Origin of the sequence: Bacillus cereus group sp. N24 (genome assembly GCF_016483345.1) — a bacterium.
Classification (GTDB): Bacteria; Bacillota; Bacilli; order Bacillales; family Bacillaceae_G; genus Bacillus_A; species Bacillus_A toyonensis.
Genome location: NZ_JAEHCA010000050.1, coordinates 1 through 16,757, shown reverse-complemented (window position 1 = coordinate 16,757; position 16,757 = coordinate 1). Strand labels below are relative to the sequence as shown.

Sequence of the window (16,757 nt, the reverse complement as noted above, 5' to 3'; positions counted from 1 at the left end):
TCTCATTAACATAAGAGAATAGTAACGTGCTTTTAGCTTCAAAAATAGTCTAAATCCTTAAGTTGATGGATGTGGGGGTCTGCCACATGCCCACCAACTTTAGCAAACAAATCCACCCCCTAACGAAAAAATGAGCTTTTTATTACAAATTAGCACAAAATTTCGTTCTGGGGGTAGTTATATTTTGTTAGCTTGATAGCGATGGGACGGTACCCCTTGAAAAGAAAAATGAAGAAATAGTTATTGATGATAAGCAGGTAAATACTATAGCTGTCCCTTAATTATTTAATAATGTTCATTTAAATATTCATATATTTTGCGTTTTTATCCATATCTATTGTAAAATTATATATGGTTCTCCTAATAAGCTGTTATAATGGATTTTTTTAGGGGTTTAATATATATAAATCTTAAATTATTTTTGGGAATATTTTTTTTATCTAACTAAGTTATATTGAAGTAGAGGTGAACCATCGGTGCAGCAGGTGTTAGTAATTAAGAATGAAAGGTCTTTAGCAAAGAAAATCGTAAGCGGTCTAACGCAAGAAGGCTATTTCATTTTAAAAATTCACAATGAAAACCAAGGTTTAAATATAATATATGAACAAGATTGGGATATTATCATATTGGATTGGGATTCATTAAATATATCGGGACCAGAAATTTGCAGACAAATACGACTTGTTAAAACGACACCGATAATTATTGTGACCAACAATATTTCTAGCAAGGATTGCATAGCAGGATTACAAGCAGGAGCAGATGATTATATAAGAAAACCATTTGTGAAAGAAGAATTAGTAGCAAGAGTTCAAGCGATTTTAAGGAGAAGTGACTGCATCCAGCAAAATGAGACAAACTTTTTTCAGTTTAAAGATCTCTTTGTTGATGCATATAGCAATATTGTGAAAAAAGGTGGTGAAAATCTCTCGCTTACTAAGCGCGAGTATGATTTACTTTTATTTTTAATCAAAAATAAAAATAAGATATTGCACCGTGAAATGCTTTTGGATCAGGTTTGGGGATATAACGTAGTAGTAAGTCCAAATGTAGTAGACTTATATATTGGGTATGTAAGAAAAAAGTTAAAGTGCGAGAAGAAAGACAGATATATTCAAACAATACATGGCAGGGGCTATTCAATGGTTGAATGATAAAAATAAGATAATAGGTAAAATACAGTTTGTCATAATAATCAATATCCAGCATATAAGAGAGCTCAAGATTTATTATTTAAGCAACCTGGCTTTGCAATAGTTGATCCTGATACGAATTGGGATAATATAGATATCAAGTTTCCTTGCGTATTAAAGCCTGTAGACGATAGCGGAAGCAATGGAGTATCTATCTGTAATAGTGAGGGTGACCTCAAACGCGCTTTAGAAGCTGAAATGGTAAGGAATATCAATGAAAGAGGATATAGCTTAGAGAGAAAATGGTTAATTGAAGAATTTATAGAGGGAGCAGAGTATTCTGCAGAGATGTTACACACTTCAGAAGGATGGAAGCTTATTTCAGTAACTCAAAAAGACATTTATGGTATTCATGCAGTGGAAAGCGGTCATGTGACTTCAAAAGATTTAAGTCCCATTAAAGGTCTTGAAGAGTATTGTGTACAATTGTTGTCCGAATTTAACTTACAAGCTGGGGCCGCACATATAGAATTTATTGTAAAAGATGCTGATCTTTATTTAGTGGAGATTAATCCAAGATTGGCGGGTGACTGTATTCCGGACTTAGTTGAAATGGCTACTGGAGTAAACATGGTAGAAGCTGTTTTAGATCAAGCAGTCGGAATTTCAATTCAAATTGAAACGCAGCGGTCTAAGTCTGCTGCTATACAATTTTGCATCCCTGAGCAATTAGGCACCTATGTAGAGATACACAACGTAGAGCAAGCGGAGAATGTGACGGGGGTAGCAAAGATTCATACGGTTAATCTTCCTTTTCATGTAGAGAAAGTTTCTAGTAGTTACCATAGACTGGGATATGTCATAAGTGAAGGTGATACACCAATTGAAGCCTCTACATCAGCGAAAAAAGCAGTAAGCTTAATTCAATATACTGTTCAGTAAGAGAGTGCAAACATATCCAAGTAATGAAGCGAATATACATCTGATTCAGGGAAGTAAACATAGCATGAATGTTGTAGAGACACCAATACAAGATTTTTTCCCTCTATAATAAATGAGAAAAAAGCATCATATTCCAGTGGGTTTATGATGCTTTTTTATTTATTATGAAAATATGAATTAATAATAATTAAAGGTATTTTCTATTCTAACCTTTTATGAAAAAATAAGAAGAAACAAAGTGTATTATATAAAGGAACATTCACATCTTTCATGATAAATCATATTATAATATATCTTATTGCTAATTTATTAATACATGTACAGTCTTTTTGGTATTATTTATTAAGAAAGTGAAAATTTAATAGTATTGACATTTTTTAGTGTTTATATATAATATATCGTATATATAAATTGGAAAATTCGTTATAAATTAGCTGTTTGTAGTGAGAATGAAGATATAAATAATATTAATATTGAAAATGTAACAATTGACAAACTAAAAAACATCTTTTTAAACGAAAAACAATTGAATTAATTGGCCCTTCAGTAGAATTATTTTACTCATCCACTACATACAATTTAGTTTAATTAGAAATCTCACTACTTCAATAAAAATGTATTAAAAGGGGTCATATTTTATGGGAAAAATACCTTTAACTTCTGCTCAGCGTGGAATTTGGTATGCACAAAAACTTCAGGAAAATAACAATGTCTTTAATACGGCAGAATACGTAGAAATTAATGGGGAAGTTAATGTGAATCTTTTGAAAGATTCAATTAAGCAAACTATTCTTGAGTGTGAAGCACTAAATGCAAATCTTTACGAAAGAGATGATGAATTATATCAAACTATTAATGAAAAGAAAGAAATAATAATAGATTATCACGATTTATCGGGTAATGATGATGCACACAATTTAGCAATTAATTGGATGAAAGAAGAAATGGAACTAGAAATAAATCTTTCAAATGATCAGTTATATCGAGAGATGATTTTCCGTATTGATGATAATAAATATTATTGGTATCAGAAAATTCATCATGCAATTATAGACGGTTATGGTGTTTCTCTAATTTTAAAAAAGGTTTCTGATATTTATACTTCGAAATTGACTAACGTTTGTATAGATAATTTTAGTTTTGGGGCAATAAGTTCTATTATTGAAGAAGAAAATAACTATTATAATTCAGATAAGTATTTACAGGACAGTAAATACTGGATAAATAAAATGAAGTATCATCCGGAGATAGTTAGTTTTAATAATCATCAACAAATGAATCGAGATACTTGTATACCTAAAGGTCAATTTATTCGAGAAACCAGATATTTATCAGCTTGTACAATTAAAAAACTTGAAGATTTAGCTCACTCTCTAAAAATTAATTGGTCTGAAATTTTATTATCTGCGACTGCAATATATTTAAGTTTAACTACTGGACAAAATAAAATAATACTTGGACTACCAATGATGTGTAGGCTCGGTTCAGTATCACTTACAATTCCATCAAATGTGATGAATGTTCTACCTTTAAATGTTAATGTTGAAAGTAACAATAGCATTAACAATTTAATTATGCAGGTTTCAAAGGAAATATTAGAAATTAAAAAACATGAAAAATATCGAAGTGAATTAATTAGACGAGAGCTCGGTTACGTTGGTACTAATGATAAATTATTTGGGCCTGTAGTAAACTTTAAAACTTTTGATTACAGTTTAAATTTCGGAGGTGTAAAAGGTATAGTTCATAATCTTTCAGCAGGTCCAGTAGAAGACATTTCAATTAATATTTACATTGATGTAGAAACATCTACTATAAAAGTTGAAATGGATGCAAATCCGAGACAATATTCCGAAAGCGATATTTCTTTACATAGTGATAGGTTTATAAATTTAATTGATACTTTACTGGATACTGAGATTGATTCTGATGTTGGTTCTATAGATATTTTGTTAGAAAAGGAACGTCTAGATATTTTAAATAAATTCAATAGATCAGAAAGTCATATATTAAAATTTCAAACGATACACGGTATGTTCGAGTATCAAGTTGAAAAAAAACCAAATAATATAGCTATTCAATCTGGGGATACGAAAATTACATATAAGGAATTGAATATTAAAGCGAACGGAATTGGAAAAGAACTCCAAAAAAGGGGTGTACATCCTGGTGATGTTGTAGGATTAGCTTTTGAACGTTCAATTGAAATGTTAGCTTCTATACTTGGGGTATTAAAGGTTGGTGCAACTTATTTACCAATTGACCCCAAATATCCCGCTGACAGAATTTCATTTATATTAAATGATTCTGGTGCATCATTTTTGTTAAGTGACCATTCAATTAAAGATAAAATTTTATTTCAAGGAGTTAAAATTTCCTTAAATGACATATATCTTGGTGAAGTAAATAATTTAAATAGTGACGTAAAAACTACAGATATAGCCTATATTATATATACTTCAGGAACAACTGGAAAACCAAATGGTGTAATGATTGAACATAAATCGGTTATAAATTTTCTGCAAACCCTTGAGGAGAGAAGTCCACTCAAGGATACAGACTCACTTTTGTTAAAAACCACTATATCTTTTGATGCGTCTGTCTGGGAATTATTTTGGTGGATGTGGAAAGGGGCACGCCTTAGCTTATTAGAAAATCATGCTGAAATGGACCCTTTACTTATTATAGAAGCTATTAATAAATATAAAATTACACATCTTGAGTTCTCACCATCTATGCTTCAAGTTTTTTTAAATTATGTAAATGAATTTAAAATGCAAGATAAATTAGTGACTGTTAAGTATGTTTCTGTAGGCGGTGAAGTTTTGTCTGCTAATTTGACAAGGTGCTTTTACGATACACTTACATTAAAAAATAATACTAGGTTATATAATACCTACGGACCTACAGAGACCACCGTTGAAGTATCAAGTTACCTGACTCAAGGAAATGAGACATCGCTAATTCCTATCGGGAAACCAAACCTTAATACAAAGTTTTATATTTTTAGTGATTCATTTAAATTGCAACCTATTGGTGTCACAGGGAAATTATATATTGCTGGGCAAGGACTTGCGAGGGGTTACTTAAATAGAGCTGATTTAACTAAAGAAAAATTCATTGAGAATCCTATTGTTTCAGGTGAAAGAATCTACTATACGGGTGATTTAGCAAGGTGGCTAGTAGATGGTAATGTAGAATATATGGGTAGAGTAGATAACCAAGTAAAGATACGAGGGTTTAGAATTGAGGTAGAAGAGATAGAAAACGCTCTTTATAAAACCGGATTAATTCAACAAGCAGTAATAATCCCTATTAAAGCTGAAAAAGAAAGTCTAGAATTAATTACTTATTATGTAACTAATAACTCTGTAACAACTGAAAAAATAAAAGAAAAATTAAGTGAAGTGCTTCCGCCTTACATGATACCTAGTTATTTTATGGAACTAAAAGATATACCTTTAACTATTAACGGAAAAATTGATTACAAATCTTTACCTAAGTATATTCATAAAAGTAAAAAGGGTTCCAAAGAAAGAGCTTTAACTCAATTAGAAAGTGAATTAGCAATCGTATGGAGTGCCGTGCTAGGGACTAACAAACCTTCACTGTTAGATAACTTTTTTGATTTTGGGGGACATTCACTTAAAGCAGCAAACTTAGTCACAAAGATTCACGAGACATTTCAAGTTAAATTATCAATAAAAGATGTCTTTGACAACCCTTTATTTAAACAGCTAGCAAAACAAATAGAAGGAAAAAGAAAAGAAGAACATTTAATTATACCTCAAGTAAGTACCAAGAACAGTTATGTAATCTCTCCTCTACAAAAGAGGATGTTTGAAATGAACAAAATCTCACCATCAAAAATTGCATACAATATGCCTTCTGTTACAGAGTTCAAAGGAAATTTAAATGTAAAGCGTTTAGAAAATGCAATTTCACATTTAATAGAAAGACATGAGACTTTAAGAACATATTTTTTAGAAATAAACTCTGAATTAAGACAAAAGATAGCTTCATTTTACTCTTTTAAACTCAATGTCATTGAAATGGATGATCATAAAGAAATAGCTAATTATATTAATAACTTTGTTCAACCTTTTAATCTTAATAAGTTACCACTATTTAAATGCGACTTATTAAAAGTGGGGGAAGATAGCTATTTATTTTTACTAGATATGCACCATATTATATCAGATGGAATTTCATTAAATATTTTTATGAATGATTTGATAAAATATTACAATGGAGAGAGTCTGTCACCCTTACGTGTTCAATATAAAGACTATGCAAACTGGCAATTGTCTCGTATTAAAAGTATAGAAAAGCAAGGGAATTATTGGGGAAATTTATTCAAGGATCAATTCTCAATGTTTAAGCTGCCAACTGATTACGAAACGCAACAAGAATTAGACTTTAAGGGTAATAATATTGAGTTCGTAATTAATAAATCACAAAAAGAGAAATTGTATTTAATTGCTAAAGAGAAAAATACTACTCTATATACAGTTATGTTAACTATTTATACTATTATGCTATCTACTTATAGTAAGAATAATGACATTATTATTGGAAGTATGAGTGGGGGACGCACGCATTCAGATTTAGAATCTACCATGGGCTTATTTGTAAATACTGTTGCCGTTAGGAACCAGCCACTCGATAATAAATTATTTTATGATTTCTTAGAAGAAGTAAAAGAAAACTCTTTAAAAGCTATTGAAAATCAAGAATATACCTTTGATGAGGTACTTAATAATTATCAAGAAAGTATTAATCTTAATAACCAGATTTTTGAAGCGATGTTTCTTTTTCAAAAAGTTATTAAATTAAATGAATTCAAAGGAGATTTAGAAATAAAGTCTTTTAAAATGATCGAACAGCCTGTATCAGATTTTAAATTAATATTAGAAATTATTGATAATGATAGTGAACTTAAATGTATATTAACGTACTCAACTACTTTATATAAATATAGTACCATTAAAGGACTGGGAGATAATATGTTAAATATAATTGAACAGATTATCAATAACTCAGGAGATACAATTTTAAAAATGAAAGAAAAATCAGTTATTAATGTAGCTGAACGAATAGGATCAGATTAATCGGGGAGGGGAAAAAACCTCAGCAGAAGAAGTTGAGAATCATCTCCTAGTACACAAAGATATTACAGATGTAGCAATTTATCTATCCCAGAGTTGTATTTAGGTGAGCGAATTTGTGCCTATATAATAGCAAAAGAAAATCGTCCTACTTTAAAAGATTTAAAAGAGTTTTTAACTTTAAGAGGTGGAGATGAATATAAATTTCTGGATCAAGTAGAATTTATAACTGAATTTCCTGAGACTGGAGTAAGGAAAGTTAGTAAAAAAGAATTACGTAAAATGATATCAGATAAATATAGGAAGACCAAAATTAATTATTAAATTACTTACATTATGAGGAGAATTTTTAATGACTTTACCAACTATTAAAGACTATCTAATGCCAACAAAAACTGATTTACCAACTAATAAAGTAAAATGGAATGTTGATAAAAAACGTGCGATTTTACTGATTCATGATATGCAAGAGTATTTTATTGACGCTTATGAAGAAGACTCACTGCTAATAAAAACTCTTGTGAAGAATATAAATATACTAAAAAGCACGTGTAAGGAGCTTGGAATCCCAATTATATATTCTGCTCAACCTGAAGGTCAAAATTCTCACCAGAGAGCGTTATTAGAAGACTTTTGGGGAAAGGGAATTCCCCGAGAAGGTAATAAGCAAAGGATTATTAGCAGTTTGACTCCTGAAAAAGATGATATTTTATTAACTAAATGGAGGTACAGTGCTTTTAAAAAAAATGACCTATTAGACATTTTTCAGGAGCAAGGACGTGACCAGATAATAATTTGTGGAGTTTACGCTCATATAGGCTGTCTTTTAACTGCAGCAGATGCATTTATGGAAGGTATACAACCATTTTTCGTTGGAGATGCTGTTGCTGATTTCACTTTAGAAGATCATAAACAATCACTAATTTATACATCAAATAGATGCGCTAAAACAATTACTACCGAGCAAATAAAACAAGCACTATCTAATGAGAATGATGATTTAACTAAAGATTACATCCGTGAACAAGTCGCTGAACTAATTGGCTATAATGAGTTTCAGTCAATTAATGATAATGAGAACTTATTGTTATTAGGGATGGACTCGATAAGGGTTATGACTTTTATGGGAAATCTAAATAAAAAAGGAATCAATTTACCCTTTGTAAAACTTGCTTTGGAACCGACTATTAATAATTGGTGGGAACTTATAGTAAGTAAGAAGGATGAAGTACTTAAATAGTAAAACTAGCTTTATACATAGTTTATTTAACAAGTCACTGTTATGGGGTAAAGTATTTTTAAAGTAGGTAAATCTCCATAACAGTGTTTTATGCGGCTCAGAATAACATTCAAACTCTATAAAAACCCTATTTGAAAAAGGTAAACGTTGTTTCCTAGTTAAAACTAAATCAATCAAAGTTAATTTAGTTTTTAATAAAAAATACGGAGGTAGTTAATAGTGTTTTATTGCGTAAACCTTGAAGAACACAACAACAATAAAGGTATAACTAGTTATGAAGATAAAAGTAATGGAGAACTAGATTCTTTAGCAGGACTCTCTATACCAAAAGATTTTTTTCGCGAGAACATGAACTTTATTTATGAAAGTCAAGATATACCTTTTATATTTAATATTAACAATAATTTTGATAACTTTGAAGTGGATAATCAACTTATAAAAATCAGACCAAACTTATACTCAGACATTTTTTTTGTTGGCACTTGTTACGGAGGTAGTTATTACCATAATGTGGACCTAATGAATGAAAATAATATTTATTCTAAAAAACTACACTTATCAGACTTAAATAGTGAGATATCTAATAATGGTGATATTTGTTTCAAATCTTTTGAATACATGCATTCACATCTAGGTATTAACAAGTTTATAAAACCTAAAATTTGGTTTTATCATATGTCATTTAATTCTTATATGAAATTAGATCACCTTAAGTTTGGTTATAATCCATTTATACATATTTTTTCTATCACAATGAAGGAGGTATAACAATTTGAGTAAATCAAAAGTAATTTATAAGGAGAACTTCGATTGTAAAACCCTTACACTAAACGCTATTTTATCAAGGGTTATACCAATATCAGAATTTATTTGGAACCAGGCAGGGTTAGCAATCTATGAAAATGAGAATAATCTAATTTTTACTCCTTACTATATAAATGAGTATGAACATCTTTATAACACGACTAATGTAAGAAGTATTGAATATAAATCACCAAATTTTGAACTTTGGTTAGAAAAAATAATATTTATATTAAACAGTGGTAGTTCAATACTAGTACGTGTTGATATCTTTGATTTACCATTTAATATGTATTATTGCAAACATAGGGGACCACACTACATTGAAATTACACATATGGAACATGACCAATTTTTTGTATGTGACCATTTTTATAAATATTCTGGTTTGGTTGATATAGCCATTATTGCAAAAGCTATGGAAACTAGAATGGACATTGAAGGTGAAAATGAATACATTTTCCGTAGTTTCTATACGGATGGGCATTCTTTTAAACTAGACAAACATTATTTATTTAAAGTTATGACTAAGAATAACTCCCAAATATTAGGGGGAGAGGCAGTAGATTTTTTAGATATACCAAATCACAGACGGTTGGTGGGTCTAAAAACTTTTGATAGATTCGATAATTACTTAGAAGAACATTTCCATCAAAAAGGGCCATTAAAAGACATATACAAAAGTTTATTTAATTTGAGTAATTCAAGGTACCATTATTCAAAAATTATCTCAAAATATAAAGGTAATTATAACAATATTGAAGTGATTGAAGACTTATATTTAGATAGCTATCAGAATTTTAGAATAGCAGCTAATTTAGTCCTTAAGTTAAGAGCATCAAAAAAAGAACGAGCATATCTTACTAACTTAAAGGATATATTATCCTCAACTCTAAATATTGAAAGAGAGGCATCTAAATTAGTTGAAGATTTTATTTTAAAAGAAGATGTACCTAATACGTTTTATAAATAATTTTTATAAAAGATTTAATAAACGATAAATACTAAATAACATATTTAAGCTTAGCTTACAAAGTGACCTACTAATGGGTTCAATTCACGTTAATTTATATTAATTAATATATGAATGATAAAGATATAAAATAGACACCTGATTATAATAAATATTTCAATTATAATCAGGTGCCTAAATTCCAATAGGTATAGGAAAACAATATGATGATACATTTAAGCAAGAAACAGTAGAGTATATCCTTGAGTATAAATGTCAACCTAAACATGTACACTTTTGCTTGTCCAAGGCTGTACAAAATTACTTATTCTCTTTATTAAAATGATCCTTAATTCGATAAGATTTTCCAATAATGCTAACGACTGTGGCGTGATGCAAGACACGATTCAATATGGCGTTAGCTATTTTTGTGTCTTGAAAAACTTCATTCCACGATTTGAAATTAATATTGGTAGTGAGAATCGTGGAATGAAGTTTTTCATAACGCATATCAATTAACTGAAAAAATAATTTTGCATCCTCTGAATCAATTGGCAAATAACTAATTTCATCATTGATAAGTAGTTTATGCTTCGTATAATGTTCCATACGAGTTTCAAGACGATTTGCTACTTTTGCACGTTTAAGATTTTAAAGTAAATCATGACATTTAATGAAATATGTACTTGTACGTTTCTTAGCTGCTGTGATGCCAATAGAAATGGCCAATTGGGTCTTTCTTTGATATTTAGCTGAAACTGATTATTGATTTGACTTGTAGTAAATCATGTTCGATGCATTGACTTTTACTAGTGTGTGTTTGATTCTGTAAGAATCTCTTATTGTGCTCTGTGGTAGGGACTGTAAGAGATTTTTTTCTTGTTTTAAAACGAACATTGGAATCTTGTTTGGATTAACGGGTATTAATTGAAAAATAATCCATTTATAAATTATATTTAAAAATATTGAGATTTTATTCCTTTTATATTATAATTTTCTGTATATGTAAAATATTAGATTTTTAATTTTCGTTTTTAATTAAACAAAAATTTCAATTTCAAAGAATGTAATGAGAGGCATATGTATATTCACTCGTTTTGCTATAATATAATGATTGCGAAATCTCGCAATATAGTCGAGAAAAGTACATTAAAAACTCGTAGTATTAAAATGGAGTTTATATTTATTATCAAATTCTTATTCAGGTTAATTTATGCTCAAGAAAAATATTTTTTGTTATAAATTCAAAATTTCGGATGTGAAGTTCTTTTTGTTGATTTTTGGGAGGTAATGTATGAATAAAAGTAAACTGATTTGTTTGGCACATGCAGGGGGATCTGCACAAATTTTTAAAGAATGGGGCCGTGTTTGTAATTCAATTGAATTTATCCCAATTGAGTACTCTGGTAGAGGAAGCCGCATCGGTGAAACTTTATTTGCGAATTTAAATGAAATGGTTGATGATGTATATAAACAAATTTTAATTCATATTAATGAATGTGAAAAATATTCAATTTTTGGCCATAGTTTTGGAGGATTGGTAGCATTTGAATTAATTAGAAATTTTGATTTTTTTACTCCTGAGCATGTTTTTATTTCAGGAATGGGTGCTCCACATAAAAGAAAGTCACATTCCTTTTTTCATTTACTACCGGATGATCAATTTATTGAAAAAATAAAACATATGAATGGAACCCCTTCTGCAGTTCTCGAAAATAAAGAATTAATGGATTTGTTTTTACCGATATTAAGAGCAGATTTTAAAATGAATAATGAATACCAATACAATACAGTGTCGAGTAGAATCAAAGAAGATTTATCAATTATTTTTGGAAATAAAGATCATATAATAGATAGGAACAATATACTATCTTGGAGAGATTTGACTGATGGGGATTGTGATTTCTTTGAAATCGATGGGGATCATTTTTATGTGAATAGGAATTATAGTGATGTTTTAAATATTATATCTAAAAAATGTCTACATCAATAATACCTTCAATAAAGGACAAGAATGTAACAATTTATGTTTTAAATGAGGTACTCCGTATTCAGCCTATCGAGGTGTTAGGGAAATTATTTATAGGTGGTAGCGGATATTTGGACGAGGATATTTAAATCAGCCTGAACTGACCGAATGCGATTTATTGCTAACCCCTAAACGCCTATATCGAACTGGTGATTTGGCAAGATGGTTTCCAGATGGAAATATTAAATATATAGGACGTAAGGATAATCAAGTGAAGATAAGAGGGAATCGAATTGAAATTGGCAAAGTTGAGTCGCAAATTCTTCAGATACGTTCAATTAAAGAAGCAATTGTTACAGTATATCCAGATGCCCAAAATGAACAAACATTATGTGCTTATTATGTAGTAAATGAAGAACTATCTAATAGAGAGTTAAGAGATAACTTATCTATGTATTTACCGAATTATATGATACCTACATATTTTGTACACCTGAATAAAATCCCATTAACTCCAAATGGGAAATTTGATATTAAATTATTGTCAGCATCTAAAAAAATTATGCAAACTGATGTTGAATATGTTTCACCGGATACTTTTATACAGAAAACATTTGCACGTGTATGGGTGAAGGTGTTAGATGTGAAATGGGTGGGTATACATTATCATTTCTTAGAATCAGGATATAAAGTTTAGATTCAACACTTGTTTAGATACCTAACAATTTCCAATATTCGCAAATATGTTCAGCCGATAAAAAATGCAAATATATAAGATAGGGTTAAAATTAAATACGATGCTCAGATGGAATGACATATATGCAATTGTGTATGAGGATGTTTTGAATTTAAACTAAAATAAGGTTAATGAATGTGTGATTTTTACATATTAAGACGAAGCCTAGAGGAGAGATTCGTCTTTGTTTGTATTTTGGTATTTAACATATGTATTATTCTACCAATGAGAAATTTAAGCGAAATGTTAAGATTTCAAAAACCTAAAAATGATGTTCTGCACTAGTTTCTAATAAAATATATACTAAATGTAGTAGAAAAGTCTGCAGGTTATAATAGTAAAATTCGATCCTACAGTAAAAAAATAAAAAATTTATTTATTGAGTTAGGACATAATCATACTATTCATAAATAATGAACTAAATTTATATGATAATTTAAAATTTCTTTCAATTAAAAATAATGTTCGTTTTAGAAATTTTAATAAGAATTAAAAAATGTTGAATTATAGTATGCAGAAAGATTTGTGAAAGAAATAAGTATCGAATGTGTTGTATTAGAAGTAACGATTTATGAGGAAGAAATGAGGCTAAGAGATTTGAAAAGAAGGCAGAAAAAAAGCTTCGGCTGAAAGAAGATAAGGAAATATTTTGAAATGTTATAGTTATATTTGATAAAAAATAAAAGATGTAAAATTGCATCAATCTATCAATTGTCAAAAGAAAGGACGGTTTAATGTGCAGTATTTATGCTATCAAGAATTTGAAATCTATGGATGAAACCACATACAATAGCCTGTTAAATTTGGTTTCAATAGAAAAGAAAAGAAAAATAGAACGTTATAAAAAAAAAGAAGATGCTTATAGAACTTTGTTAGGTGATGTAATGATTAGATCTATTATTTGTAAACGTTATAAAATATCTAATCAAGATATAAAGTATACTTACAATAAGTATGGTAAGCCGGATTGGGTAGGAGATAAGTTTTTTTGTTTTAATATTTCTCACTCAGGAGATTGGATTGTTTGTATTGTAGGTAATACTTCAGTAGGTATAGATATTGAACAAATACGTCCAATCAAGTTAGAAACAATTTCACAAGTTTTTTCAATGAAGGAAATTGAGGATTTGAATTTAAAGGTATTAACCGAAAAAAATGATTATTTTTATGATTTATGGACTTTGAAAGAAAGTTATATCAAGGCAATTGGCACAGGTCTTTCAACTTCTTTCAACTCTTTTACCATAAAAAAAAATGAGGAGGAAGGTATTAGTATTAATCAAGGTGATACAAATAGTGCTTACTTTTTTAAACAATATCATATAGATTCTGATTATAAATTATCAGTATGTGCCAATTCTAATCAATTTCCGCATAAAGTTATCCTTAAAAACATACATGAAATTATTCATGACATATCTGAAACTGTTAGTATATCCATTTATTCATGACGGTGTTTGCATAAGGTAGTTTACTCAGACTGATAGAGTGTTTAGTGTACTGGTAAATTTAAAAGGAATAATAAGTTTCTTTTTGAAAAAAACGCTTATTATTCTTTTTGTTTAAAAATATGGAATTTATTATTAAAAATAATACAATGTTATAGCGATATATTTAAATGTAATATAAAACAAATTAAAAAAATTTATTATCGTTAAGCAATTTGAGGTGCGATATAGTTATAAAGAATGTAAAGAGTACGTGTGTAAATATGATTATTTTTGAAATTTTGTTATAAGCCTAAAATAAAAGAAAAGGGAAGGAATACATATATGGATTTGAAAGGGAAAATTGCTTTAGTAACTGGTGCTGCACAAGGTATTGGAGCTGCTGTAGTTAAAGCTCTGGCTGAACTAGGTGTATCTGTAGTAGCAGTAGATAAAAATGAAGAAGTATTAGATAGAATGGCAAAAAAATTACAAAAAAAAAATCAACATGTTGTTGTCTTTCGAGCAGATGTTAGTGATCGCAAAAGGATAGATAAAATAGTAGAAGAAGTTGAATCTACTATGGGGCCAATTGGTATTTTAGTAAATGTAGCAGGAATCTTACGTATTGGCTCTGTTGAATCTTTGAGTGATGAGGATTGGCATTCAACATTTGAAGTGAACACTACGGGTGTATTTTATGTTTCGCGTGCTGTAATTCAATATATGAAGCCCCGTAGGGAGGGGGTAATTGTTACCATAGGTTCAAATGCATCTAGTATACCACGTGTAGGAATGTCTGCATATGCAGCGTCTAAAGCTGCAGTTACTTCGTTTACCAAAACTATGGCTTTAGAATTAGCCGAATATAATATCCGCTGTAATATTGTATCACCAGGTTCCACAGAAACTGAAATGCAACAAAAAATGTGGAATGATGAGAGTGATATGGAAAAAGTAATTAAAGGTTCTCTAGAAAATTATAAATTAGGGATTCCTTTAAAAAAATTGGCTACACCTTCTGATATTGCAGAAGCAGTTTTATTTTTGGTCTCTAACCGTTCTGCACATATTACAATGCATAATATGTGTGTTGATGGAGGAGCAACTTTAGGAGTGTAGTATTAAATGTGGGAGGTTATTAGTAGATGAGTTATATGACTGAATATAAAAATTCAGCTCTACAATTATTAGATGATTATAAAGTTGGTTCTTCATTTTTTTTTGCTTCACCAACCCGTACAATCTTAACTGAAGGAGAGTTTACTACAGTAAAGCATCATGAAATTGAAAGTTTTCCAGAACTTGTACAAGCGGTATTAAGTAATGCAAAACAAGCAGGAAATCCTAATCCTATCGTTGTCGGTGCCTTGCCATTTGATTGTAGAAAAGAAGTTCAACTTATTGTACCGGAATATTGCAGAACTTCTGAGCGTTTACAATTGGATACAACAAATCATCTTGAAACAAATGCGAACTTAACATTTGAAATGTCACCAGTCCCAGAGCCTGAAGTGTATATGAATGGTGTGAAGCAAGGGATTGAAAAAATTCAGGATGGAGATTTAAAGAAAATCGTTCTATCTAGATCGCTAAATGTTAAATCTTCAGAGAAGATTGATAAACAAAAACTACTTCGCGAATTAGCAGAGCATAATAAGCATGGTTATACATTTGCTGTGAATTTACCGAAAGGTGAAAACGAGAACAATAAGACATTAATTGGAGCAAGCCCTGAATTACTCGTCTCACGTAATGGTATGCAAGTTACTTCTAATCCGTTAGCTGGTTCAAGACCTCGTAGTGTAGATCCAGTGGAAGATAAGAGAAGAGCAGAGGAATTACTCTCTTCACCAAAAGATTTACATGAACATGCAGTAGTAGTTGAAGCGGTAGCTGCTGCGCTTCGTCCGTACTGTCATACATTGCATGTGCCAGAAAAACCATCAGTTATTCATAGTGAAGCAATGTGGCATTTGTCTACAGAAGTGAAAGGTGAGCTTAAGGATCCAAATACTTCTTCTTTAGAATTAGCAATCGCTCTTCATCCTACGCCAGCAGTTTGCGGAACGCCGATAGAAGAAGCGAGAGAGGCTATTCAAAAAATTGAGCCATTTGACCGTGAATTCTTTACAGGAATGTTAGGGTGGAGCGATTTAAATGGAGATGGCGAATGGATTGTTACAATTCGTTGTGCTGAAGTGCAAGAAAATACACTTCGTTTATATGCAGGAGCTGGAGTTGTTGCTGAGTCAAAACCAGAAGATGAGTTAGCGGAAACATCAGCTAAGTTCCAAACAATGCTGAAGGCTTTAGGGCTAAGAGATAATTCGCTGAATGAAAAATAGGGGGACGAAAGAATGTTAACAGGTTATACGGAATGGCCAAAAGAATTTGCCGATCGTTACCGAGAAGAAGGATGTTGGCTTGGTGAAACATTTGGCGGAGT

The 16,757-nt window shown here is 30.2% G+C and carries 11 protein-coding genes and 4 pseudogenes; 13 read left to right on the top strand and 2 right to left on the bottom strand.

From position 1 onward, the window contains the following. The first annotated feature begins 476 nt into the window (after nucleotides 1-476). From JDS95_RS29500 to JDS95_RS29475, 8 genes and pseudogenes are all read left to right on the top strand, one after another. A complete protein-coding gene (locus JDS95_RS29500; RefSeq protein ID WP_085451220.1) occupies nucleotides 477-1,154 on the top strand; it encodes a response regulator transcription factor in 678 nt (225 codons plus the stop codon). A gap of 66 nt (nucleotides 1,155-1,220) precedes the next feature. Beyond that, nucleotides 1,221-1,808 (top strand): annotated as a pseudogene (locus JDS95_RS32055) (ATP-grasp domain-containing protein); the annotation flags it as partial. Continuing rightward, nucleotides 1,797-2,075, top strand: a complete 279-nt coding sequence (locus tag JDS95_RS32050; RefSeq protein WP_254903149.1) for a hypothetical protein — start codon at nucleotides 1,797-1,799, stop codon at nucleotides 2,073-2,075. The pseudogene JDS95_RS32055 and the gene JDS95_RS32050, both read left to right, overlap by 12 nt. A gap of 638 nt (nucleotides 2,076-2,713) precedes the next feature. Beyond that, the gene (locus JDS95_RS29490; protein WP_000516434.1) at nucleotides 2,714-7,186 is read left to right on the top strand and encodes a non-ribosomal peptide synthetase; all 4,473 of its coding nucleotides are present in this window, start codon (nucleotides 2,714-2,716) and stop codon (nucleotides 7,184-7,186) included. Further along, nucleotides 7,176-7,507, top strand: a pseudogene (locus tag JDS95_RS32280) (AMP-binding enzyme); the annotation flags it as partial. The gene JDS95_RS29490 and the pseudogene JDS95_RS32280, both read left to right, overlap by 11 nt. Before the next feature lie 28 nt (nucleotides 7,508-7,535). Further along, a complete protein-coding gene (locus tag JDS95_RS29485; protein ID WP_000174708.1) occupies nucleotides 7,536-8,423 on the top strand; it encodes an isochorismatase in 888 nt (295 codons plus the stop codon). Between the two features lie 219 nt (nucleotides 8,424-8,642). After that, the gene (locus JDS95_RS29480) at nucleotides 8,643-9,191 is read left to right on the top strand and encodes a hypothetical protein (RefSeq protein ID WP_000499003.1); all 549 of its coding nucleotides are present in this window, start codon (nucleotides 8,643-8,645) and stop codon (nucleotides 9,189-9,191) included. Nucleotides 9,192-9,195: 4 nt separating this feature from the next. Next, nucleotides 9,196-10,197 carry a hypothetical protein gene (locus tag JDS95_RS29475; RefSeq protein ID WP_000045679.1) on the top strand — a complete coding sequence of 334 codons (1,002 nt, stop codon included), beginning with the start codon at nucleotides 9,196-9,198 and terminating at the stop codon, nucleotides 10,195-10,197. 300 nt (nucleotides 10,198-10,497) lie between these two features. Here the strand turns inward: JDS95_RS29475 and JDS95_RS29470 are convergent. Both JDS95_RS29470 and JDS95_RS29465 read right to left on the bottom strand, forming a co-directional pair. Continuing rightward, a pseudogene (locus tag JDS95_RS29470) lies at nucleotides 10,498-10,914 on the bottom strand (ATP-binding protein); the annotation flags it as partial. A 27-nt stretch (nucleotides 10,915-10,941) separates the two neighbouring features. Beyond that, a pseudogene (locus JDS95_RS29465) lies at nucleotides 10,942-11,082 on the bottom strand (IS21 family transposase); the annotation flags it as partial. Nucleotides 11,083-11,470: 388 nt separating this feature from the next. On the opposite strand from JDS95_RS29465, the gene JDS95_RS29460 reads away from it, so the two are divergent. The 5 genes from JDS95_RS29460 (at nucleotide 11,471) to dhbC (ending at nucleotide 16,656) form a co-directional block, all read left to right on the top strand. Next, nucleotides 11,471-12,169 (top strand): thioesterase II family protein, encoded by a 699-nt coding sequence (locus JDS95_RS29460; RefSeq protein WP_001043228.1) that lies wholly within the window; start codon nucleotides 11,471-11,473, stop codon nucleotides 12,167-12,169. Nucleotides 12,170-12,323: 154 nt separating this feature from the next. Beyond that, nucleotides 12,324-12,842, top strand: a complete 519-nt coding sequence (locus tag JDS95_RS29455; RefSeq protein ID WP_085451218.1) for an AMP-binding enzyme — start codon at nucleotides 12,324-12,326, stop codon at nucleotides 12,840-12,842. Between the two features lie 809 nt (nucleotides 12,843-13,651). Further along, nucleotides 13,652-14,332: a 4'-phosphopantetheinyl transferase family protein gene (locus JDS95_RS29450; protein ID WP_240522384.1), complete on the top strand. Its 681-nt coding sequence runs from the start codon at nucleotides 13,652-13,654 to the stop codon at nucleotides 14,330-14,332. A gap of 321 nt (nucleotides 14,333-14,653) precedes the next feature. Beyond that, complete coding sequence (locus tag JDS95_RS29445; RefSeq protein WP_000364391.1) at nucleotides 14,654-15,430, top strand: 2,3-dihydro-2,3-dihydroxybenzoate dehydrogenase; 777 nt, start codon at nucleotides 14,654-14,656, stop codon at nucleotides 15,428-15,430. A 26-nt stretch (nucleotides 15,431-15,456) separates the two neighbouring features. Beyond that, a complete protein-coding gene (gene dhbC, locus JDS95_RS29440; protein ID WP_000121167.1) occupies nucleotides 15,457-16,656 on the top strand; it encodes an isochorismate synthase DhbC in 1,200 nt (399 codons plus the stop codon). Nucleotides 16,657-16,757 lie beyond the last annotated feature (101 nt).